This is a genomic window from Lederbergia sp. NSJ-179 (assembly GCF_022867885.1).
GTDB lineage: Bacteria > Bacillota > Bacilli > Bacillales > Bacillaceae_C > Lederbergia.
In genome coordinates, this window is record NZ_JALIFP010000001.1 from 314,691 (window position 1) to 336,776 (window position 22,086).

Sequence of the window (22,086 nt, forward strand, 5' to 3'; positions counted from 1 at the left end):
ATCGTGAATAGGGTAAAATAAAGAAAGAAAACCGTGGAGATTGTTGTGCATCTATAACAATTCAAAAATTTATGAAAAATTTGTAACATTTATTGCCATGATAATTAAATTATGATACTATTTAGTTGCCTTATGAGGTGAGAGGATGAGAGAATTTTCAGATGAGTTCGTTTTCTCTTTTATTGAATACTTACAAATCGAAAAAAATTATTCTTCTTATACAATTGAATATTATAAGAAAGATTTAGAGCAGTTCTTTTTGTTCATGAGATCACAAGGGATCCATTCACCACAAGAAGTAGAATATCTCGATGTGCGTCTGTATATCACAGATCTTTATAATAGAAAACTTGCCAGATCCTCTGCAGCAAGGAAAATTTCATGCTTAAGAAGCTTTTATAAGTTTCTGATAAGGGAAAAACTTATAGAGGAAAATCCCTTTACTTATGTTATTCAGCCAAAAGCAAAGAAAAGAATTCCAAGTTTTTTTTATGAGGAAGAGATATCCTTGCTTTTTGAAGCATGTGATCGTACGACCCTTTTAGGGAAGCGAAATTTGGCGCTTCTTGAATTGTTATATGCGACAGGGATAAGGGTAAGTGAATGTGCGGGCGTTAAATTGAAGGATGTAGATTTTGAAATGGCTACGATCTTGGTCAAAGGAAAAGGTCGAAAGGAAAGATATGTGCCTTTTGGTCATTTTGCTCAGGAGGCTTTACAGATCTATGTTCATAAGGCGAGAAATGAGCTGATGAATGAAAAGGGTGAGCACCATTTTTTATTTGTTAACTCCCGTGGGGGTCCGTTGACACCAAGAGGAATTCGCTATATTTTGTCTAAAATAGTCGAATCTACTTCTATGACTAGAAAAATCCATCCCCATATGCTGCGCCATAGTTTTGCGACCCATTTACTTAATAATGGAGCTGATATGCGAACGGTTCAAGAGCTACTTGGACATTCTCAATTATCTTCAACACAGGTTTATACGCATGTGACAAAAGATCATTTAAGAAAAACATATATGAATCATCATCCTCGAGCATAAAAACAAAAAGAGCTGGAGCTGGACGAAGAAGGAGGTCCCAAAATGGGTGAATTCCATGCAACAACTATATTCGCTGTCCATCATAAAGGACAATGTGCCATGGCAGGTGATGGGCAGGTTACTCTTGGAAATGCCGTTGTGATGAAACATACGGCAAGAAAGGTGCGCAAGCTTTTTAATGGCCGTGTGGTAGCAGGATTCGCTGGTTCTGTTGCCGATGCTTTTACATTATTTGAAAAGTTCGAAAGTAAACTGCAGGAATATAATGGCAATCTTCAACGCGCGGCAGTGGAATTGGCAAAGGAATGGCGCAGCGACAAAGTTTTAAGAAAGCTTGAAGCCATGCTAATCGTAATGGACAAAGAGAATTTATTACTCGTTTCTGGGACAGGAGAAGTCATTGAACCGGATGATGGAATTTTAGCCATTGGTTCTGGGGGGAATTATGCATTAGCTGCAGGACGTGCCTTGAAAAATTATGCAACGGAAAACTTATCCGCAAAAGAGATTGCCCAGGCAGCACTTGAAATTGCTGCAGATATTTGTGTGTATACGAACCGAAATATTATGGTAGAAGAATTATAAAAGTTGGTGGACAACAAGGAGGGGATTATTTGGGAACTGAAGTGAAAGGGTTGAACATGACCCCAAGACAAATTGTTGAAAAGCTTGATCAATACATTGTCGGGCAAAAAGAAGCCAAAAGAGCAGTTGCTGTTGCTCTTCGTAATCGATTCCGTCGCGAGCGATTAAATAATGATATGAAAGACGAAATTATCCCTAAGAACATCCTGATGATTGGACCTACAGGTGTAGGGAAAACGGAAATCGCCAGAAGATTAGCGAAGCTTGTCGGTGCTCCATTTATAAAAGTGGAAGCGACAAAATTTACCGAAGTGGGTTACGTTGGCCGTGATGTAGAATCGATGGTACGTGATTTAATGGAAACCTCGATTAGAGTCGTGAAAGAAGAAAAAATGAACGAGGTTAAAGGCCAAGCGGAAAAACTGGCCAATCAAAGACTTGTCGAGTTACTTGTTCCAAGTAAAAAGAAAGCAGAGAATTTTAAAAATCCGTTTGAGATGATTTTTGGAAATCAAAACCAAGAATCAGATCCATCACCGGAGTCAGAGGAAGAAATGAGCTCAAAAGAAAAGCGAGCTGCCATTGCGGAAAAACTGGCTAAAGGTGAATTAGAAGAGATGCTTGTACAAGTTGAGGTAGAGGAACAAGCACCATCTATGTTTGATATGTTACAAGGTTCGGGAATGGAACAAATGGGGATGTCGATGCAAGATGCGCTTGGAAGTCTTATTCCTAAGAAAAAGAAGAAACGGAAATTGCCTGTTAAAGAGGCTCGGATCGTTTTAACAAATGATGAGGCGCAAAAATTAATTGATATGGATGATGTCACACAGTCCGCTATTTATCGAGCTGAGCAAACAGGGATTATCTTTATTGATGAAATTGATAAAATTGCTAGTAAAAACAGTGGTTCTGCTTCAGCGGATGTTTCAAGAGAAGGAGTGCAACGAGATATCCTTCCAATTGTAGAAGGTTCAACCATTGTGACCAAATATGGACCAGTTAAAACAGACCATATTCTCTTTATTGGCGCAGGTGCTTTTCATATCGCAAAGCCCTCTGATCTTATTCCAGAATTACAAGGGAGATTTCCAATCAGAGTAGAATTAGAAAAGTTATCTGTAGAAGATTTTGTCAGCATTTTGACTGAGCCGGATAATGCCATTGTGAAGCAATATATTGCATTATTAGAAACAGAAGGTATACAAATTGAATTTACAGACGATGCTGTATATCGACTAGCCGAAATTGCTTTTAACGTGAATCAGGAGACAGATAATATTGGGGCTAGGAGATTGCACACGATTTTAGAAAAACTATTGGAAGATCTTTCTTTTGAAGCACCAGAAGTAACATTAGATAAAATTAAAATTACAAAGAATTATGTGGATGAAAAATTAGCTGCTATTTCAGAGAATAAAGATTTAAGCCAATTTATTCTCTAAGACATGAAATGATATGGTGAAAAGTGTCCTATCTTTTCATTTTTTTGAAAATAGCATAGAGTCTCTATACAAACAAAAAACGTAATAATCAATCATCCCATTCACACTAATCATATACTAGGAGGAACAACAATGGATTTATTATCAAAAACAAGAACGATTAATGCAATGCTGCAAAAGGTTTCGGGAAAAACCGTTAATTTTAATGAGATGTCTGAGACTTTAAGTGAAGTAATAAAGGCTAATATTTTTGTTTTAAGCCGCAGGGGGAAATTACTTGGTTATGCGGATAATATGCAGATCGAAAATGACAGAATGAAAAAAATGCTTGAGGATCGTCAATTCCCGGAAGAATATACAAATAGTTTGCTACGTATTTCGGAAACATCGCCCAATCTTGACATGAATAGTGACTATACTGCATTCCCAGTAGAAAATAAAGATTTATTTGCGGAAGGTCTTACAACGGTTGTCCCAATCATTGGTGGCGGTGAACGGCTTGGCACATTGATTCTTGCACGTCTCGAAACCGAGTTTAACGATGATGATCTTCTCCTAGCTGAATATGGAGCAACTGTCGTTGGGATGGAAATCCTTCGGGAAAAAGCAGAAGAAATTGAAGAGGAAGCTAGAAGCAAAGCGGTTGTGCAAATGGCGATCAGTTCGCTATCCTTTAGTGAATTAGAAGCAATTGAACATATTTTTGAAGAGCTGAACGGAACCGAAGGATTATTGGTTGCCTCTAAGATTGCTGACCGTGTCGGGATTACTCGCTCCGTGATCGTCAATGCATTAAGGAAACTAGAAAGTGCAGGGGTTATTGAATCAAGATCACTAGGAATGAAGGGAACCTATATTAAAGTATTGAATTCGAAATTCTTAAAAGAACTAGAACAACAAAAAGCATAATGAACCAAAAGCTGCCAAGTTTGGAAATGGCAGCTTTATTTTTTTGAAAAATTTAATGTTCATCTGATTATCCCTTATAGGTCTTTTTTAATGCGAAATAAATGTCGAATTATTTTTGCGTATCGACAAAACCTGACCGTTTGATATGGGTCTAAAGAACTATATTTCATTAAACTTTTAAAAAAAGACATATATTTGTAAAGACAGATATGGACGTAATATGACAATAGTAATACAATAAGAAATAGAAATATGTCTAAATATAGTTTATATAGAAAGTGGTGACAGATGTGGAATTATTTCCCAGTACCATTGCCTCATTAGAAAGAGGTTTGGATTATTCATCCCTTAAGCAAAAAGTAATAGCTAACAATATTGCAAACGCAGATGTTCCTAAGTATAAGTCGAAAAATGTTAGCTTTGGAAATGTTTTATCAGATACGGCGATAGAACTAAATCGTACAGATAATCGCCATCTCCCGCTACATAACTCAACCCAGAAGCCTACTATATATACAAGGCAGAACCTTCAATATCATAATAACGGCAATAATGTCGATCTAGATCAAGAAATGTCTGATATGGCTAAAAATCAAATCTACTACCAAACGCTTATTGAAAGATTAAATGGGAATTTCTCCATGCTGACTAATGTACTAAGAGGTGGAAGATAATATGTCAATCTTTCAAAACATGGGCATTACATCTTCAGCGCTTACGACACAGCGGCTTAGAATGGATACAATTGCCTCCAATATGGCTAATGTAGAGACAACACGTGCACAATACATAAATGGTGAATGGAAACCTTATACAAGGAAAATGGTCGTTATGAAACCACAAACTTCATCATTTAGCTCGCATTTAAATACGGCAATAGGAAATCATAATCAGCAACTGAACGGTGTGAAGGCCAGTGGGATTATTGAAGATCGATCACCATACCGTCTTGAATATAATCCGGATCACCCTGATGCAAACGAAGAGGGATATGTGCAGCTTCCTAATGTGGATCCCCTTAAAGAAATGGTTGATTTAATTAGTGCCACACGTTCGTATGAAGCAAATGTTACTGTATTCGATGCGACTAAATCTATGTATCTAAAAGCTTTACAAATTGGGAAGTAGTCCATAAAAGGATGTTCAAAAAGTCCGGTAAAAATGACACTGCGAATTTCTTCGTTGGCTTGTTTCTCCGCTGCTCATGTATTTAAAAGCATACATTCCGCTGCTCGAAACAGCGCCGCCTCGAACTTCTTGGTCCTTTTTATCCTCCTTTTTGAACTCGCACTATAAGGAGAGAATTTGCTTATGATGATCAATAATCATTTAGTAAAGAGTGTAATCAGTTCTGAAAAAAGTCTTGGGCAAGAACAAGCAATGTCACCCTTAAGGGAAAAACCATTTGGAACATACCTCAAAAATGCCATAAACGAGGTAAATAGTGCCCAACTACAATCTGAGGAAGCAACTCAAAAATTAATGAATGGACAAAATATAGAATTGCATGATGTAATGATTACCGCACAAAAAGCATCTATCACTATGCAAGCTGCTTTAGAAGTCAGAAATAAAGCAGTGGAAGCTTATCAGGAAATGATGAGAATGCAGGTTTAAGCGGATGTTCAAAAAGTCACCAAACGACAAGCAACGAATCTCTTCGTTGGTTTACTTCTAATTTGGAGAACTTTTTGAACACGCACTTTATCATTTTTCATATGTTTTCATTGCAGGATTTAGTAAGGGGCTTATAAATGAAAGAGAAAATAAACACGCAATTTGATCGTTTAAAAGAATACTGGGTTGACAGAACGAGAACTCAGAAGCTGATGTTCGGCGGGTCTCTTCTTATTATTCTTTTTGTCATTTTTACTATATTCTACTTTACAACAAAGACATCATTTGTTCCGTTGTATACTAATTTAACCCCTAGTGAAACGGGATCGATTAAAGAGAGTCTTGATGCGAAAGGAATTAAATCGGAAATCACGAATGGTGGTTCAACGATTAAAGTTCCAGAAGAGAATGCTGAATCTCTTATGGTTGAGCTTGCCGCAGAAGGGATTCCTAAGTCGGGACAAATCGATTATTCCTTCTTTGGTGAAAATGCTGGTTTCGGGATGACAGATAATGAATTTAATGTGCTCAAACTTAGTGCGATGCAAACGGAACTAGCTGAACTTATGAAAACTATTGAAGGAATCAATCAGGCAAACGTTAGGATTAATTTACCGGATAAAGGTATATTTTTAAATGATTCTACCGAAGAAGCATCTGCTGCGATTGTTTTGCAAACAGAACCCGGTTATGAATTTAATGAGAAGCAGATTAAATCACTCTATTACTTAGTGTCCAAAGCTGTTCCAAATCTTCCTGTGGAAAATATTGTGATCCGCAATCAGTACCTAGAATATTTTGACTTGAACCAAGACCAATACGCCGAAAATGGCGTGACCCAACAAATGCAAATAAAAAAACAGGTGGAACGGGATATCCAAAGGCAAGTCCAAAATATGTTGGGAACATTAATGGGTTTTGATAAGGTTGTTACTTCTGTAACGGCTGATATCGATTTTACTCAGGAAAATCGCGAAGAAAATATCGCTACACCTGTTGATGAAGAAAATATGAAAGGGCTGGCCATCAGTGCTCACAAAATCACAGAAACGTATACAGGAAACGGTGATCAAGCCGGTGGAGTGCCACCTACTGGTGATGAGGCGGATGCGGGTGGTACTGAATATCTAGAGGGAACAGATGGCAATGGTGATTATGAAAAAACAGAAGAAACAATTAATAATGAAATTAATCGAATTCGTAAGAAAATTGTAGAAAGTCCATATAAAGTTCGTGATCTTGGGATTCAGGTGATGGTGGAACCACCAAATCCAGAGGATGTGAATACCTTTCCTCAAGATCGTATACAAGATATTCGCGATATATTATCGACCATTGTGAAAACATCTATTGATAAAGAAATTGGAACAGATCTTTCTGATGAGGCTGTTGAAAGTAAGGTAAATGTTTCCGTACAGCCATTTAATGGGAAGATTGAAACAGAGGAGCCGAAGGGAAGTAGCATTCCTTGGTGGATCTATGTTGTTGGCGGATTACTGTTAATCATTATTGCAATCCTCGTCATTTTCTTATTACGTAATCGAAAGGGTAATGAGGAAATAGTAGAGGAAGAGGAAGAATTAGCTGAATCCACAGAAGAACAAGAGGAAATACCAGATCTTCAAGAAGAAGCAGTACCAGAAACGACAATGAGAAGAAGACAATTAGAAAAATTGGCCAAAGAAAAGCCTGATGAATTTGCAAAGCTTTTGCGAACATGGTTGGCTGAGGATTAGGAGTGTTATTTTTGTCTAAAAAAGGCTTATCAGGCAAACAGAAGGCGGCGATTCTCTTAATTTCTTTAGGACCTGACGTTGCTTCATCAGTATATAAACATTTATCTGAAGAAGAAATTGAAAAACTCACTTTAGAAATATCGAATGTGCGAAAGGTAGAAGCCCATGCAAAAGAGGATGTCCTTGATGAGTTTCACCAAATCGCCCTAGCGCAAGATTATATTTCTCAAGGAGGAATAGGTTATGCCAAAACCGTTTTAGAGAAGGCATTAGGTGAGGAACAGGCTCTAGCGATTATCAATCGTTTGACATCATCCCTACAGGTTCGCCCGTTTGATTTTGCTCGCAAGGCGGATGCTGCTCAAATATTAAATTTTATCCAAAATGAACATCCGCAAACGATCGCTTTAATTTTGTCCTATTTAGATCCTGAAAAAGCGGGACAAATTTTATCAGAACTCCCGCAAAATATGCAAATGGACATCGCTAAGCGGATTGCTGTAATGGATCGAACATCACCAGAGGTCATTAGTGAGGTTGAGTCGATCCTCGAAAGGAAACTTTCAGCAACCGTGACACAAGATTATACACAGACAGGCGGAATTGAAGCTGTTGTTGAGGTATTAAACGGAGTGGATCGATCCACTGAAAAAACCATTTTAGATGCCCTATCGATTGAAGATCCGGATTTAGCAGAAGAGATTAAGAAACGCATGTTTGTTTTCGAGGATATTGTCACACTTGATAATCGTTCGATTCAACGAGTGATTCGTGAATGTGAAAATGAAGATTTATTATTAGCATTGAAAATTTCAAGTGATGAAGTGAAAGAAGTCATCTATCGTAATATGTCCTCTAGAATGGTTGAAACAGTGAAAGAAGAAATGGAATTTATGGGACCTGTTAGATTACGGGATGTAGAGGAATCTCAATCAAATATCGTCGCCATTATTCGTAGATTAGAAGAATCTGGTGAAATTATCGTCGCTCGTGGGGGAGGAGATGATATTATTGTCTAGGCTTTTTAAAAGCAACAAGAGACAAGATCAAAAAGAAAATCCTAAGATGATCCGTATTAAGCCTATCCAAATAGAGAATAAAGAACAGAATGGTGCCGCTAAGCCCCTCAACCACTTTGAGGAAGAGAATCAAATCATTGCTAAGGCGAATAGCAAAGCGGCGATATTGCTAAATGAAGCGAAACAGCAGGCTGAAGGATTAATAGCGGATATAAAAAAGCAACAGAATCAATGGGAACAGGAAAAAAAAGCGTTGACTCAAGAAGCATATGAGGAAGGTCTTCAGATTGGATTAAATGAGGGAAGGCAACAAGGATATAACGAATACAAACGAGAACTTGAGCAAGCCAAACAAATTGTGGATCAATCTAAAATAGCGTATGAAGAATATATTCATCGTTCGGAGCAGGACATATTGGAATTAGCAATCGCTTCTGCTGAAAGGATTATAAGATACAGTTTAGAGGAAGATCATGATAAATTTATACCGCTCGTAAAAGCAGCATTGAAAGAAGTGCGAAACTGTAAAGAAATCCAGATTTATGTTCACCCTTCGCAATATGAATTACTTTTATCGGAAAAACAAGAAATTGAAGCCGTTTTTCCGAAAAATGTTGAATGTTTCATCTATCCGGATACTGACTTAGAGGAGTTCGCCTGTCAAATTGAATCGGAGACCGGCAGGGTGGATGCAAATATTACAAGCCAACTTCATGAACTGAAAGAAAAATTATTAGAGATTTTGTTAGGTGAGCAATCATGATGGCGAAGGACTTATTGCCGCTCATCAAAACGGTTCATACGTATAAACGTTATGGGAAAGTAAGCAAAGTTGTAGGCTTAATGATTGAATCTAAAGGTCCAGAAAGTTCTATCGGTGATGTCTGCTATATCCATGTAGGAGTGGGTACAGCCAAAAGAAAGATCATGGCTGAAGTGGTCGGCTTTAAGGAGCAACATATTATCTTAATGCCCTATACGAATATCCGTGAGATTGCACCAGGAAGTTTAGTAGAGACCTCTTCGAAACCTTTACAAATCAAAGTTGGGACTGAGTTAATTGGTAGGGTGGTAGATCCGCTCGGGAAACCAATGGATGGGTTTGGGATTCCTAGAGGGATGAAGACAACGAATACGGATAAAGTACCACCAAATCCTTTAAGTAGACCACCGATTTCAGAACAGTTGGAAGTAGGGGTTCGTTCTATTGATAGTTTATTGACGGTAGGAAAAGGACAAAGACTAGGGATCTTTGCTGGTAGTGGGGTTGGGAAAAGTACACTACTTGGTATGATTGCACGGAATACAGAGGCTGATATTAATGTGATTGCTTTAATTGGTGAACGAGGCAGAGAAGTTAGAGAATTCATCGAGAGGGATTTAGGGCCGGAAGGATTAAGAAAATCGATAATTGTCGCAGCAACCTCTGATATGCCAGCCTTAATGAGAATAAAAGGAGCTTTTACAGCGACAGCGATTGCTGAATATTTTCGAGATAAAGGTAAAGATGTCATGTTTATGATGGATTCTGTTACCCGGGTCGCAATGGGTCAAAGGGAAATCGGGCTTGCTGTGGGGGAACCGCCCGCTACAAAAGGGTACACTCCCTCAGTATTTTCCATTTTGCCACAACTACTTGAACGAACTGGTACAAATGAATACGGATCAATCACAGCTTTTTATACGGTTTTAGTGGATGGGGATGATATGAATGAACCGATTGCCGATGCTGTAAGAGGTATATTAGATGGTCATATTGTTCTTGACCGTGCGCTTGCCAATAAAGGCCAATTTCCTGCTATTAATATACTAAAAAGTGTAAGCAGGCTGATGAACGAGTTAGTTTCTAGCAAACATCAAGCGGCGGCAGAAAAAGTTCGTGAAATGCTAAGTACCTATTTAAATTCTGAAGATCTTATTCATATAGGTGCCTATAAACGTGGATCTTCAAAAGAAATTGATCAAGCCATTGACTTTTATCCCCATATTTTATCATTTTTAAAACAAAAAACGGAGGAAAAAATATCGATGGATCAAAGTATTCATGAGTTGATTCAACTAATAGAACCAGGTGAACATAATTGAGCTACCAATACAAATTTCAAAAAATTTTAATGCTAAAAGAGAAAGAAAAAGAAGAATCGCTAAATACTTATCAGGAATCTGTAAAAAAATTCACTACTGCCGCAGAACATCTTTATGATTTACTTAAAAAAAAGGAAGATCTAGAGAAATTTCAATCCCAAGAATTATCTGGCGGGTTATCTGTCGATAAAATAAGACATTATCAGCATTTTATTGCAAATTTGGAAAAATCAATCAAACATGCACAGGGACTTGTTATACATGCACGCAATGTTATGAATTGGCATGAGGAAAAATTGAAAGAAAGTAATATTGAAGTGAAAAAATATGAAAAACTAAAAGAGAAAAGTTATCAAGCATATTTGGAAGTGGTCAATAAAACGGAAAATTTGAACCTCGATGAATTTTCCTCAAGGCAATATTTTTATCGAGGGGGAAATTAGGTGAGAAAGTGGAAAAGGCCTTGAAAAAACAGAAGACTGAAAAAGAAAGAACTTTTTTTCAACGCTTTATTTATTGGGTTTTGATTCCGCTTTTGGTTGCACTCTTTCTAGGACTTTTAATTGCTTCCTTTGCAGGTGTAAATGTCTTTCAACAGGCAAAGGAACTTGGGGAAAAGATTCCATTCATTTCGAGTGTGGACGACCAGAAAGAAAAGGAACGTATAGCTGAATATAAAGACAAAATGATTCAACTAGATGCAGAGATTCAAAATAAAAGTGCTGAAATCGAGCAGCTCAAAAAACAAATCGAGGAAAAAGATGCTGAAAAAGAACATTATGTGCTGGAGAAGCAAGGATTAGAAGAGACCATCGAAGAGTTAAAAGAAATACAAGCGGAAAATAAAAGAGCATTCAAAGATATTGTTTCAACCTATCAATCCATGTCACCTAAGAAAGCTGCTCCCATAATCTTGAACATGAAAGAGGAGGAAGCGGTAAAAATCTTAACTCATCTACAAACTGAATCTTTAGCAAAAATATTGGAAAATATGCCACCTGATAAAGCAGCAAAGTATATGGAGAAAATCTCCGCCAATGCCAACTAAACGGTGACTGCCCGTTCATAAGGGAGAAAGGAGGTGGATCGTGATTGGAAATGAATAAACTGGATCTTGGCCTCCTAACATTAGGGGCGACAAATTTACCATCTGGGCCTGCATTGGAGCAAACGGCAGAATTCCAACTGATTATGGAGAACTTATTGGGAGAAGCACATGCCTTATTTGAAGAAATTCCAACACCGCAAACGGAAGAGATCAAGTTGCCGATAGAAAAAATATTGGAATGGATGACAGTGGAGGACTCAGAATTGAAATTGGTGAACGAGGATGACAAAAATCTGGATTTGCCATCCATAATGACAGAACAATATCCAGATTGGCAAACAGTGATTTCACAAATTAATGATTGGTTAGAAGAAAAAACAGATTTTCGTCCTGTCGAAGACCAACAAAATCATGTTTTAATGGCTCATATTCAACTATTACAAGCTTTAAATAACTTAGAACCATCGGCTTGGTCTGATATACCTGAAGAACCATTAGCGACTTTTATAAAAATAGGGAAAGAGCTTCAATCTCTTTCTAAACAGATGGGTCTTTCTGGAAAAGAGATGGGGCAGCTAGTAGAAATGGCTCGTTTATCACATTCATTATTCGAACGGCTCCAACAAGTGGCAAAATTACAAACAATAGAAGAGAGTATACCTAAAGCTTTTTCCCATATGAATGATCAAGAAAAGTCGCTTATTTTACATAGACAAACCTTTCATCATTTATCTAATCAAATAGCAACAGATCAGAGGATGCAAACAGAAAAAACCGCTTTGATTCAAGAGTCTATTCCAAAGGAAACAATTGGGAATCAATCCAATTTATCACGCCTAGAATTGCTCCAACTCAATGTGGAGAAGCCGATTGATCAACAACCAGCCTTTCGAAGTTTTATTAGAGAACTAGCCAATCAAATGGGCCGGTCGAATTTTACTCAAACCCCACATGCGGCAAAACTTACGATTAGGCTTTATCCAGCAGAATTGGGCTCGCTCAGAGTCGAGTTATTGCAAAAGGATGGAGTCATGACCGCGAGATTTCTAGCCTCCACTGCAACAGCTAAAGAGCTGCTTGATGTGCAATTGCATAGTCTCAAGTCTGCTTTTTCACAGCAGAACATTGCAGTTGATCGCATAGAAGTCTCCATTAGTGATCCTAGTCAGTTGAAATATACAAATCAACATGGTCGTAGCGGGCAAGATCAGCATGATCAACAAGCATACCAAGAGGAAAAAAAACAGTCTGATCATGAATCCAATTTTCAAGAGACAATAAACCAGGTTTTATTTGAAACGGAGGTGTAAAGGGAAATGTCCACTTCAATTGATCCCGATTTGTTCTATTCATCTGTGCAAAAAAGAGAAGTGAAAACAGGGAATGATATATTGGGAAAAGATGACTTTTTGAAACTATTAATGACCCAATTACAAAATCAGGATCCGATGAACCCAATGGAAGATAATGAATTTATATCACAGATGGCGACATTTTCTTCCCTTGAACAGATGACAAATATGAACAATTCCATAGAGAAACTTGTGCAATTAGAAACGCAATCAAGCCTAATAGATTTCAGTCGTTTTGTTGGAAAAGAGGTCACTTGGCATAATGTGGTAAATGACACTGAAACCGATGAAGCGACAGTGAAAGAAGGAAAGGGAGTGGTGACCTCTGTTCAGTTTGTCGGGGATAGCGTGAAATTCATTTTAGAGGATGGGACGGAACTTTTTCCTGCAAATATTTCCCAAGTGAATCAAACATCCCATGAATCCCCATTAGTCCAAGCGAGCAGTTTGATTGGTAAAAAGATTACATGGAAAGAAGAGGACGAGCAAATTCAGGATATTGTCCAAGCGGTTATTCAAAAAGATGGGGGTATCCTGTTTTTAACAAATAATGATCAACAGATAGAACCAAGTCGATTGATAAAAGTTCAGTAAGATATTACGGATATGCAGGACCTAATAAGCATGCTAACGGCCGCTGACTGACAGCAGCGGCATAGTAGGGAGGAGAAAAAATTATGATTCGTTCAATGTATTCAGGTATTAGTGGAATGAAAAATTTTCAAACAAAATTGGATGTGATTGGTAATAATATTGCCAATGTGAATACATACGGGTTTAAAAAAGGCCGTGTCACCTTTAAAGATATGGTGAGTCAAACGGTCTCAGGTGCCAGTGGACCTGCACAGGATATCGGTGGGAAAAATCCGGTGCAAGTAGGGTTAGGCTCTCAACTTGCTGCGATTGATACGATTGACACACAAGGGTCCATGCAATCGACCGGAAGGGATCTTGACCTCGGTATACAAGGGGACGGCTATTTTGTTGTAGCGGAAGGAACACCTGCTGGTGATACATTTTTCCCCACTTCTACTTATTACACAAGGGCGGGAAATATGTATCTGAATACAGATGGTTACTTAGTAACAGGATCAGGTCATTATGTAATGGCCTTAAATCCGAAAAATAACACATTGCAGCCTGTGCGTTTGAATGGCGGAAATGTGGATGAAGTACAAAGCTTAAGTATTTCGGAAGATGGAAGAATCAGTTTCATTAAAAAAACGGGCATGACAACAGCGCAAAAAGCGCAAGAAACTGCGGGGAAAGTCGCTGCTGCAGCGAAAAACTTAGTAGAAAATCCTACATCTCAAAAATATGTGGATATATTAGACAAGCTGACAAATGAATTGGAAGAGTTGACGATTCAGGCTGAAAAAGAAGCCAGTCTCTTAGCAATTGAGGCGGCATCATTACAAACGGAGGCAAATGAATCTGGAGATGCTAAAGCTATTGCAGCAGCAAATGACGCTGTTCAAAAGGCCGCATCGGCAGTAGAAAATGCCCAGAATGCTATCAATAATTTTGCTAATTTACGTCAGGCTGTGAATGAAGTATACAATGCTTATCAAACTTATAAAGGAACCCCTACCCAAGCAAATGAAGATGTGGTTGTCAATGCAGCTAAAACGGCATTGACAAATGGAAATAATATGTCATCACTTACAGGAATTACTGCTGATGATGTTACAACTACAATGGATGCAATTGACTATATCCAAGCGGATAAATTAGGACTTGAAAAAGAGGGAGAATTATATACCTCTCAATCATCTATCGCTCTTGCTCGCTTTGCAAATCCAGGTGGCCTTGAAAAGGTAGGAGAAAATTTATATATAAGTTCAGCTAACACTGGGGAAGCGACTTATTTAACTCCTGCAGCCGTTGGCGCTGGAAAGCTCGTTTCAGGTTCATTAGAAATGTCCAATGTGGATCTTTCTGAAGAATTTACCGATATGATTGTCGCTCAACGTGGATTTCAAGCAAACACAAGAATCATTACTACTTCTGACGAAATTTTACAAGAGCTTGTAAACTTAAAACGATAAATTAAGGAGGATAGGGAGTCGAGGTTTGAGGCCTTGACTCCAATAAAGAAGTGATTGAGATCACCAAACTAACGGGAAAGAAGTTTCACTTAAATGCCCTTTACATTGAAAATATCGAGTCATTCCCGGATACAACGATTACCTTAACGAATGGACATAAATACATAGTTATTGAATCGGAGGAGCAGGTAAAAAAAAGAATGATTGATTTTTACCAAACTATCCATTTAATGGGCCAGCCAGAATGGAAGGATGAAAAAGATGAATAAAAAATGGGTATCCACCATGGTGGTTCTTTTAACGGCTATTTTATTACTTGCTGCTTTAGCCCTTATTATTATCCTGAAGATGGAACATAAAGACCCAAACGAAGAGCCAACAATAGATGAAATATTAAAGGTATCCGTAGATGTTCCTGAAATAACGACCAATTTAAGCAGTGGAAAATATATTAAACTATCATTGAAAGTTCAAACAGATAGTAAAAAAGCAAAAGAAGAATTCGTAAAAAGAGACTTCCAAATTCAGAATTTATTAATTGATGAACTTTCCGAAATGGATGAATCTGATTTAGATGGCAAAGAAGACAAGCAAGTTTTTATTCAAACATTACAAGATAAAATAAATGATTTTATGCAACAAGGAAAGATTGTAAATATTTATATCACCTCCTACATCATTTCCTAATTCAAACAAAACCATAACGAAGCGGAGGTGTCCTTCATGTCTGATGAAATTTTATCCCAAAGCGAAATAGATGCCTTATTGTCAGCCATTTCAACAGGAGAAATGACGGCGGATGACTTTAAAAAGGAAGAAGAAAAGAAAAAAGTAAAAAACTATGATTTTAAACGGGCATTGCGATTTTCAAAGGATCAAATTAGAAGCTTAACAAGAATATATGAAAACTTTGCACGGTTATTAACAACCTATTTTTCAGCTCAGCTTCGAACATATGTCAATATTTCGGTCGCATCTGCTGATCAAATTCCCTATGAGGAATATATTCGTTCAGTCCCAAACATGACAATAATGAATGTGATCGAAGTTCCTCCTTTAGATGGTAGAATGATTATGGAAATTCACCCCGTTATTGCTTATTCCATGGTTGATCGAGTGTTGGGAGGGAAAGGGGACGGCTTAAATAAGATCGATAATCTTACTGAAATTGAAATGAAATTGATGACCAATTTATTTGAGCGTTCATTGGACCAGTTGCAGGAAGCTTGGTCAAGTATTGCGGAAGTTGAACCGATATTAACAGATATTGAAGTAAACCCCCAATTTTTGCAAGTTGTTTCTCCAAATGAAACGGTTGTTGTTATTTCTATGAACGCCAATGTGGGAGAAACAAGCGGGATGATCAATATCTGTATTCCCCATGTCTTGCTTGAACCGATTATTCCAAAGCTTTCTGCGCATTATTGGATGGCGAGCGAAAAAAAAGGATCGAAACCGGAAGAGATTTTACTTTTACAACAAAAGGTAAAAGAATCCGTTGTTACCGTTTCTGCTGAACTAGGATCAGCAATGATTACAATTGAAGATTTCCTTTCTTTAGGTCAAGGTGATGTAATTGAATTAAATAACAGAATTGATGATCCCCTTCTATTAAAAACGGGAGGAAGAGCAAAGTTTATTGGTCAGCCAGGAAAAAGAAATAAAAAGATTGCCGTCCAAATCTTAGATACCATAAAGGAGGGAGATCAAGAATATGAATGGTGATATGCTTTCACAGGAAGAGATTGATGCATTACTGCGTGGTGAATCAGCTCATGAAGAAAAAGGAACAAAGAATTTGACGCATCCTATAGAAGATTATCTTGACGACATGCAGCAGGATGCAATTGGTGAATTAGGCAATATTTCATTTGGCAGCTCAGCTACGGCATTATCCACTTTATTGAATCAAAAGGTAGAAATCACAACTCCGTCTGTTTCTATTATTGATAATGCTAAATTAGAAGAGGAATTTCCTTATCCGTATGTAGCCATTAGGGTTAAATATACAGAAGGATTCTCCGGTGTAAATATTCTAGTTATTAAGCAAAGTGATGCAACCATTATTGCTGATCTAATGTTAGGGGGAGACGGGACAAATCCTTCCGAAACTTTTGATGAAATTCATTTAAGTGCCATTCAGGAAGCGATGAATCAAATGATGGGATCGGCAGCAACATCGATGTCATCAGTTTTTAATAAACGTGTGGATATTTCGCCTCCTACTGTTGATTTAATGAATATATCTGAGGGAAAAGGAACAAATAATATCCCCCAGCACAACTTACTTGTGAAGGTCGCATTTCGATTGAAAATTGGCACTTTAATTGATTCAGAGATTATGCAAGTTTTACCCGTGGAGTTTGCACGCAAACTTGTACAAGATCTACTTGAGGAAACCGAACAAACGAATGAGGATGGGTCAAACCTTAAAGCTGAGGTTCAGCCCTTAGTCGAAAAGGAAGAGAGAGTTGACAATCATCCACTTCATGTTGAATTAGATCAACATATAGGTTCTGAAACAGGACATCCATCCGTATATACAAACTCTCCATCATCACAACCTAATGTGCAAACAGCTACTTTTGCTAATTTTGATGAGACAGAGACACCTAGTTATAAAACGAAAAATCTAGATATGCTTTTAGATATTCCTTTACAGGTAACCGTTGAACTCGGAAGAACGAATCGTTCCGTAAAAGACATCCTTGAATTAGGGGCTGGTTCTGTTATTGAGTTAGATAAACTTGCTGGAGAACCTGTTGATATTCTCGTAAACAGCCGCCTAATTGCCAAAGGAGAAGTTGTCGTGATTGATGAGAATTTTGGTGTTCGTGTAACAGATATTGTTAGCCAATCAGATCGTTTAAAGAAATTGAACTAATAGAGGATGTTCAAAAAGTCCGGTAAAAAGACATAAGCGAATTTCTTCGTTGGCTTGTTTCTCCGCTACTCATGTATCGGGATAAGGTTCTTCTGCTAAAACCGCCCACGTCCTGTGGGCAACGCAGAAGTCAGTACATCCTGTACAAGTCCGCTGCTCGAAACTAAGCCGCCTCGAACTTCTTGGTCCTTTTTATCCTCCTTTTTGAACACGAATTAATAACTTGGAGGAGAAATCATGGGAAAGAGAATTTTAATTGTAGATGATGCAGCTTTTATGCGAATGATGATTAAAGATATTTTAGTGAAAAATGGATTTGAAGTTGTTGGAGAAGCAGCCGATGGTCAGCAAGCGGTTGAAAAATATAATGAGTTAAAACCGGATCTTGTGACCATGGATATTACCATGCCAGAAATGGATGGTGTGACAGCTTTAAAACAAATAAAAGCAGTTGATCCTTCTGCCAAGATCATTATGTGTTCAGCAATGGGGCAACAAGCGATGGTTATTGATGCGATACAAGCAGGTGCAAAGGATTTTATTGTCAAGCCATTCCAGGCTGATCGTGTGATTGAAGCCATCCAAAAAACGTTGGGATAAATGAAAATGAAGCAAAGTAGAAAGTGGCTGTTGATCTTTTTGGGAATTATTTTCATAGGAAATATATACGGCAATAGTCACGCAATGGCATCCTCTTTTGATAGAAGTGTTGCCGATTGTTTTGGTAAAAATAAGGACGAATGCCAACAAGAAAATACTCCAAACAAGACAGATACAAACGTCAATGAAAACCAAGCAGAAGAAAAACTGAGCATAGGTTTTTTCGATGTACTGAAAATGCTGGCATCACTTGGTTTGGTTCTAGCGATCTTGTATTTCTTATTGAAATATATTCAAAAGAAGAGTCAATCTTACCAACAAAATAAAATGATCCGAAACATTGGTGGAACGGCTTTAGGTGGGAACCGCTCCATCCAACTTGTGAAAATTGGGAAGCGAATTTTGATCTTAGGTGTGGGAGAAGATATTCAATTATTAAAAGAGATCACAGATGAAAAGGAAATGAATGAGTTTCTTCATCAGCATAATGAACAGTTTGAACAGGGGATACAACCTAACGACTTAATGTCCAAGTGGTTTGCTAGAAAGTCACTGCAGAAGTCTTCCGATCGATCGGAATCGCAGCCATCTTTTCAACAGCAATTGAAGAAGGAATTGGATGAGGTAAAGAAACAACGTCAACAGGCAATGGTTCAGCTTGAAAGGAAGGATTCACAAGATGAATGAATTCATGGAGTTTTTTAATAATAGTTCATCAGAAGCTGTGTCGACCTCCGTCAAGCTCTTTCTGTTATTGACTGTTTTATCGATTGCACCTGCTATCCTTATTTTAATGACATCATTTACGAGAATTGTGATTGTTCTTTCTTTTGTACGAACGTCATTGGCAACACAACAAATGCCACCTAACCAAGTACTTGTTGGACTTGCCTTATTTTTGACATTTTTTGTGATGGCACCTACTTTTCATCAGGTAAATGACCAGGCTTTAACACCTTTATTTAATGATGAGATTAATCTAGAAGAAGCATATGATCGTGCCGCCATTCCTTTTAAGGAATTTATGAGCAAACACACACGACAGAAGGATCTGGAATTATTTCTCAGCTACTCTAAAGCTGAACGACCTGAAACAATTGAAGATATCCCATTAACAGCAATGGTACCAGCTTACGCACTTAGTGAATTAAAAACAGCTTTCCAAATTGGCTTTATGATCTTCATACCATTTTTAGTCATTGATATGGTGGTTGCTAGTATTTTAATGTCGATGGGAATGATGATGCTTCCACCAGTAATGATTTCTCTGCCTTTTAAAATATTATTATTTGTATTAGTGGATGGTTGGTATTTGGTCGTGCAGTCTTTATTACAAAGTTTTGGCTAAAAGAGGATGTTCAAAAATAAGGATCAAAGGCTAAATTCGCGACATCCTGTCGCAACGCCTTTGTGACCTGCGTCCTGCAGGCCTCGGTAAAAATGACGCTGCGAATTTCTTCGTTGGCTTGTTTCCGCTGCTCGAAACTGCGCCGCCTCGAACTTCTTGGTCCTTTTTATCCTCCTTTTTGAACACGTATTAAAAATGCAATTTGAAAATCTTGGAGTGATCATATGAGTGCAGAAGCAGTAATCGCCTTGGCGAAGAATGGAGTTTATACCATTTTGATTGTTGCGGGTCCATTGTTATTAATCGCATTAGCTGTTGGACTAGCTGTCAGTATCTTTCAAGCAACAACACAAATTCAAGAACAAACACTTGCTTTTATTCCTAAAATTGTCGCTGTTTTAGTAGGAGTTGTTGTGATGGGTCCTTGGATGATTAGTAAATTATTATCCTATGCGACAGATATTTTTCAAAATTTAACAAGATTTGTAGGATGAATTTATGGAATCGTTAATCCCACATTTTTCAATATTTTTGCTCGTTTTTATGAGAATATCTGCTTTCTTTGTGTCTGTTCCATTATTTTCATATCGAACAATACCAACAATCTTTAAAATAGGATTTTCTTTTATTTTAGCTTTGTTGGTCTACTACACTCTAGATATTTCGCCACTTGCTATCGATGGAGTTTACTTGCTGTTGATCGTAAAAGAGGCGATTGTCGGGCTGTTTTTAGGCTTTATTGCCTATATGATGCTATCTGCTATTCAGATTGCCGGGGGATTTATTGATTTTCAAATGGGTTTTGCAATAGCGAATGTGATTGATCCACAAACAGGCGCACAAAGTCCATTAATGGGACAATATTTTTATATGTTTGCTTTGCTTTTTCTATTAGCTGTAAATGGTCATCATTTCATCATAGACGGTATTTTTAATAGCTATCATTTTATCCCTATCGATCATTTTGTCATGGCCTTTGGACAGGAAAGCTTTCTTTTATATGTTATAAAATCCTTTGGTCTTATGTTTATGATTGCCTTTCAAATGGCCATTCCGATCGTTGCTTCCTTATTCCTGGTTGATGTCGCGTTGGGAATTGTAGGAAGGACTGTCCCGCAATTAAATATTTTTGTAGTTGGATTTCCTATTAAAATAGCGGTAAGTTTTATTGTTTTATTTATCGTGATGGCATTATTATTTGCCGTCATACAAAATCTATTTGAAGAGATGCTCGTTGTGTTAAGAGATGTGATGAGCTTTATGGGGGGCACTGGCTGATGCAGCTCAAACTGGATCTTCAATACTTTGCCGGTGAAAAAACAGAAAAAGCAACACCCAAAAAGCGGATTGATGCGAAGAAAAAGGGGCAAACAGCGAAAAGTCAGGATGTCAATACTGCGATAGGATTACTAGCTGTGTTTATGTTTTTGCAGTTCTATTCAAATAATATGGGAAAAATTTCCCTTCAGCTCTTCCGTCATTCCTTTAATGAGTTTATGCTAATGGATGTTACGGAAGAAAATATACGCCCCATCCTATTAGAAGTATTAAAAGAAGCAGCTCTTTTGTTAGGTCCTGTTTTTCTGATTGCGTTGGTTGCAGGTCTCGCCTCTAATGTATTACAAGTTGGCTTTATGTTTACGACAGAATCGGTTCAGCCTAAACTTGAAAAATTAGATCCCATTAAAGGGTTTAAACGAATCTTTTCGATTCGAGCGATCGTTGAATTATTAAAATCGATTTTAAAAATAGGGTTTGTTGGAGGAGTCACCTTTTTTGTTCTTTATCTTCATATTGAAGATGTTTTGCATCTATCCCAACAAACAGTGGGTGCAGCGTTAAAAACAGTTGGACGTTTAACCATTCAAATGGGGATTGCCGCCTCGATCAGTTTGTTGTTTTTATCTGTTTTTGATTTTTTATATCAAAAGTATGATTTTGAAAAAAATATTAGAATGTCTAAGCAGGATATAAAAGATGAATTCAAAAATACGGAAGGTGACCCGTTGATTAAATCAAAAATAAAGCAGAAGCAGCGGGAAATGGCGATGTCGCGGATGATGCAAGAAGTGCCAAAGGCAGATGTCATCATCACAAACCCAACCCACTATGCTATTGCATTGAAGTATGATGAAAAGGAAGCAGATGCTCCGATAGTACTTGCAAAGGGTGCTGATTATTTGGCACAAAAGATCAAATGGATCGCAAAGGAAAATAAGATTGTCATGGTAGAAAATAGACCATTAGCTCGTTCACTATACGATCAGCTTGATATTGGAGATAAAATACCTGATGAATTTTTTAAAGCAGTTGCCGAAGTTTTGGCCTATGTATATAGAATTCAAAACAAGATTTAGGCCCA

26 protein-coding genes are annotated in these 22,086 nt (G+C 37.7%); all 26 read left to right on the plus strand.

Annotation, left to right across the window (positions count from 1 at the left end; genetic code table 11):
* The first annotated feature begins 145 nt into the window (after positions 1–145).
* The 26 genes from xerC (at position 146) to flhB (ending at position 22,081) form a co-directional block, all read left to right on the plus strand.
* On the plus strand, positions 146–1,048 hold the full coding sequence (gene xerC, locus MUB24_RS01635) for a tyrosine recombinase XerC (protein ID WP_244700299.1): 903 nt from the start codon (positions 146–148) through the stop codon (positions 1,046–1,048).
* A gap of 42 nt (positions 1,049–1,090) precedes the next feature.
* On the plus strand, positions 1,091–1,633 hold the full coding sequence (gene hslV / locus MUB24_RS01640; protein ID WP_244700302.1) for an ATP-dependent protease subunit HslV: 543 nt from the start codon (positions 1,091–1,093) through the stop codon (positions 1,631–1,633).
* A 56-nt stretch (positions 1,634–1,689) separates the two neighbouring features.
* On the plus strand, positions 1,690–3,078 hold the full coding sequence (gene hslU / locus MUB24_RS01645; protein ID WP_244700543.1) for an ATP-dependent protease ATPase subunit HslU: 1,389 nt from the start codon (positions 1,690–1,692) through the stop codon (positions 3,076–3,078).
* A 132-nt stretch (positions 3,079–3,210) separates the two neighbouring features.
* Positions 3,211–3,987, plus strand: coding sequence for a GTP-sensing pleiotropic transcriptional regulator CodY (gene codY, locus MUB24_RS01650; protein WP_244700305.1), 777 nt, complete (start codon positions 3,211–3,213; stop codon positions 3,985–3,987).
* A gap of 290 nt (positions 3,988–4,277) precedes the next feature.
* Entirely contained in the window at positions 4,278–4,661 is a 384-nt protein-coding gene (flgB, locus tag MUB24_RS01655; protein ID WP_244700308.1) for a flagellar basal body rod protein FlgB, read from the plus strand.
* Between the two features lies 1 nt (position 4,662).
* The gene (gene flgC / locus MUB24_RS01660) at positions 4,663–5,115 is read left to right on the plus strand and encodes a flagellar basal body rod protein FlgC (RefSeq protein WP_244700311.1); all 453 of its coding nucleotides are present in this window, start codon (positions 4,663–4,665) and stop codon (positions 5,113–5,115) included.
* A 183-nt stretch (positions 5,116–5,298) separates the two neighbouring features.
* On the plus strand, positions 5,299–5,604 hold the full coding sequence (fliE, locus tag MUB24_RS01665) for a flagellar hook-basal body complex protein FliE (RefSeq protein ID WP_244700314.1): 306 nt from the start codon (positions 5,299–5,301) through the stop codon (positions 5,602–5,604).
* Positions 5,605–5,741: 137 nt separating this feature from the next.
* Complete coding sequence (gene fliF / locus MUB24_RS01670; RefSeq protein WP_244700317.1) at positions 5,742–7,340, plus strand: flagellar basal-body MS-ring/collar protein FliF; 1,599 nt, start codon at positions 5,742–5,744, stop codon at positions 7,338–7,340.
* A gap of 11 nt (positions 7,341–7,351) precedes the next feature.
* The gene (gene fliG / locus MUB24_RS01675; RefSeq protein WP_244700319.1) at positions 7,352–8,359 is read left to right on the plus strand and encodes a flagellar motor switch protein FliG; all 1,008 of its coding nucleotides are present in this window, start codon (positions 7,352–7,354) and stop codon (positions 8,357–8,359) included.
* A complete protein-coding gene (fliH, locus tag MUB24_RS01680) occupies positions 8,352–9,122 on the plus strand; it encodes a flagellar assembly protein FliH (RefSeq protein ID WP_244700322.1) in 771 nt (256 codons plus the stop codon). Before fliG ends, fliH begins: the two co-directional genes overlap by 8 nt.
* Positions 9,119–10,444, plus strand: a complete 1,326-nt coding sequence (gene fliI / locus MUB24_RS01685; protein WP_244700325.1) for a flagellar protein export ATPase FliI — start codon at positions 9,119–9,121, stop codon at positions 10,442–10,444. Before fliH ends, fliI begins: the two co-directional genes overlap by 4 nt.
* Positions 10,441–10,887, plus strand: a complete 447-nt coding sequence (fliJ, locus tag MUB24_RS01690; RefSeq protein ID WP_244700327.1) for a flagellar export protein FliJ — start codon at positions 10,441–10,443, stop codon at positions 10,885–10,887. The genes fliI and fliJ overlap by 4 nt, the downstream gene beginning before the upstream one ends.
* Before the next feature lie 20 nt (positions 10,888–10,907).
* Positions 10,908–11,492, plus strand: coding sequence for a MotE family protein (locus tag MUB24_RS01695; protein WP_244700329.1), 585 nt, complete (start codon positions 10,908–10,910; stop codon positions 11,490–11,492).
* A 50-nt stretch (positions 11,493–11,542) separates the two neighbouring features.
* Positions 11,543–12,802 carry a flagellar hook-length control protein FliK gene (locus MUB24_RS01700; protein ID WP_244700546.1) on the plus strand — a complete coding sequence of 420 codons (1,260 nt, stop codon included), beginning with the start codon at positions 11,543–11,545 and terminating at the stop codon, positions 12,800–12,802.
* A gap of 6 nt (positions 12,803–12,808) precedes the next feature.
* Entirely contained in the window at positions 12,809–13,438 is a 630-nt protein-coding gene (gene flgD / locus MUB24_RS01705; RefSeq protein WP_244700331.1) for a flagellar hook assembly protein FlgD, read from the plus strand.
* A gap of 83 nt (positions 13,439–13,521) precedes the next feature.
* Positions 13,522–14,892, plus strand: a complete 1,371-nt coding sequence (locus MUB24_RS01710) for a flagellar hook-basal body complex protein (protein WP_244700333.1) — start codon at positions 13,522–13,524, stop codon at positions 14,890–14,892.
* Positions 14,893–14,942: 50 nt separating this feature from the next.
* On the plus strand, positions 14,943–15,161 hold the full coding sequence (locus MUB24_RS01715; RefSeq protein WP_244700335.1) for a flagellar FlbD family protein: 219 nt from the start codon (positions 14,943–14,945) through the stop codon (positions 15,159–15,161).
* On the plus strand, positions 15,154–15,579 hold the full coding sequence (gene fliL / locus MUB24_RS01720; RefSeq protein ID WP_244700336.1) for a flagellar basal body-associated protein FliL: 426 nt from the start codon (positions 15,154–15,156) through the stop codon (positions 15,577–15,579). Before MUB24_RS01715 ends, fliL begins: the two co-directional genes overlap by 8 nt.
* 36 nt (positions 15,580–15,615) lie before the next feature.
* Positions 15,616–16,617 (plus strand): flagellar motor switch protein FliM, encoded by a 1,002-nt coding sequence (fliM, locus tag MUB24_RS01725; protein ID WP_244700338.1) that lies wholly within the window; start codon positions 15,616–15,618, stop codon positions 16,615–16,617.
* Entirely contained in the window at positions 16,607–17,776 is a 1,170-nt protein-coding gene (fliY, locus tag MUB24_RS01730; RefSeq protein ID WP_244700340.1) for a flagellar motor switch phosphatase FliY, read from the plus strand. Before fliM ends, fliY begins: the two co-directional genes overlap by 11 nt.
* A gap of 237 nt (positions 17,777–18,013) precedes the next feature.
* On the plus strand, positions 18,014–18,376 hold the full coding sequence (locus MUB24_RS01735; protein WP_244700342.1) for a response regulator: 363 nt from the start codon (positions 18,014–18,016) through the stop codon (positions 18,374–18,376).
* A gap of 6 nt (positions 18,377–18,382) precedes the next feature.
* The gene (locus MUB24_RS01740) at positions 18,383–19,063 is read left to right on the plus strand and encodes a flagellar biosynthetic protein FliO (RefSeq protein ID WP_244700344.1); all 681 of its coding nucleotides are present in this window, start codon (positions 18,383–18,385) and stop codon (positions 19,061–19,063) included.
* The gene (gene fliP / locus MUB24_RS01745; RefSeq protein WP_244700346.1) at positions 19,056–19,724 is read left to right on the plus strand and encodes a flagellar type III secretion system pore protein FliP; all 669 of its coding nucleotides are present in this window, start codon (positions 19,056–19,058) and stop codon (positions 19,722–19,724) included. Before MUB24_RS01740 ends, fliP begins: the two co-directional genes overlap by 8 nt.
* Before the next feature lie 224 nt (positions 19,725–19,948).
* Positions 19,949–20,218 (plus strand): flagellar biosynthesis protein FliQ, encoded by a 270-nt coding sequence (fliQ, locus tag MUB24_RS01750; RefSeq protein ID WP_244700348.1) that lies wholly within the window; start codon positions 19,949–19,951, stop codon positions 20,216–20,218.
* A 4-nt stretch (positions 20,219–20,222) separates the two neighbouring features.
* On the plus strand, positions 20,223–21,002 hold the full coding sequence (gene fliR, locus MUB24_RS01755; protein ID WP_244700350.1) for a flagellar biosynthetic protein FliR: 780 nt from the start codon (positions 20,223–20,225) through the stop codon (positions 21,000–21,002).
* On the plus strand, positions 20,999–22,081 hold the full coding sequence (gene flhB / locus MUB24_RS01760; protein WP_244700550.1) for a flagellar biosynthesis protein FlhB: 1,083 nt from the start codon (positions 20,999–21,001) through the stop codon (positions 22,079–22,081). Before fliR ends, flhB begins: the two co-directional genes overlap by 4 nt.
* Positions 22,082–22,086: the final 5 nt, after the last annotated feature.

Bases quoted from the DNA above. Each gene is read 5' to 3' on its own strand.
- xerC (WP_244700299.1), top strand. From the start codon at position 146: ATGAGAGAATTTTCAGATGAGTTCGTTTTCTCTTTTATTGAATACTTA.
- hslV (WP_244700302.1), top strand. From the start codon at position 1,091: ATGGGTGAATTCCATGCAACAACTATATTCGCTGTCCATCATAAAGGA.
- hslU (WP_244700543.1), top strand. From the start codon at position 1,690: ATGACCCCAAGACAAATTGTTGAAAAGCTTGATCAATACATTGTCGGG.
- codY (WP_244700305.1), top strand. From the start codon at position 3,211: ATGGATTTATTATCAAAAACAAGAACGATTAATGCAATGCTGCAAAAG.
- flgC (WP_244700311.1), top strand. From the start codon at position 4,663: ATGTCAATCTTTCAAAACATGGGCATTACATCTTCAGCGCTTACGACA.
- fliE (WP_244700314.1), top strand. From the start codon at position 5,299: ATGATGATCAATAATCATTTAGTAAAGAGTGTAATCAGTTCTGAAAAA.
- fliF (WP_244700317.1), top strand. From the start codon at position 5,742: ATGAAAGAGAAAATAAACACGCAATTTGATCGTTTAAAAGAATACTGG.
- fliI (WP_244700325.1), top strand. From the start codon at position 9,119: ATGATGGCGAAGGACTTATTGCCGCTCATCAAAACGGTTCATACGTAT.
- MUB24_RS01700 (WP_244700546.1), top strand. From the start codon at position 11,543: ATGAATAAACTGGATCTTGGCCTCCTAACATTAGGGGCGACAAATTTA.
- flgD (WP_244700331.1), top strand. From the start codon at position 12,809: ATGTCCACTTCAATTGATCCCGATTTGTTCTATTCATCTGTGCAAAAA.
- MUB24_RS01710 (WP_244700333.1), top strand. From the start codon at position 13,522: ATGATTCGTTCAATGTATTCAGGTATTAGTGGAATGAAAAATTTTCAA.
- fliL (WP_244700336.1), top strand. From the start codon at position 15,154: ATGAATAAAAAATGGGTATCCACCATGGTGGTTCTTTTAACGGCTATT.
- fliM (WP_244700338.1), top strand. From the start codon at position 15,616: ATGTCTGATGAAATTTTATCCCAAAGCGAAATAGATGCCTTATTGTCA.
- fliY (WP_244700340.1), top strand. From the start codon at position 16,607: ATGAATGGTGATATGCTTTCACAGGAAGAGATTGATGCATTACTGCGT.
- MUB24_RS01735 (WP_244700342.1), top strand. From the start codon at position 18,014: ATGGGAAAGAGAATTTTAATTGTAGATGATGCAGCTTTTATGCGAATG.
- MUB24_RS01740 (WP_244700344.1), top strand. From the start codon at position 18,383: ATGAAGCAAAGTAGAAAGTGGCTGTTGATCTTTTTGGGAATTATTTTC.
- fliP (WP_244700346.1), top strand. From the start codon at position 19,056: ATGAATGAATTCATGGAGTTTTTTAATAATAGTTCATCAGAAGCTGTG.
- fliQ (WP_244700348.1), top strand. From the start codon at position 19,949: ATGAGTGCAGAAGCAGTAATCGCCTTGGCGAAGAATGGAGTTTATACC.
- fliR (WP_244700350.1), top strand. From the start codon at position 20,223: ATGGAATCGTTAATCCCACATTTTTCAATATTTTTGCTCGTTTTTATG.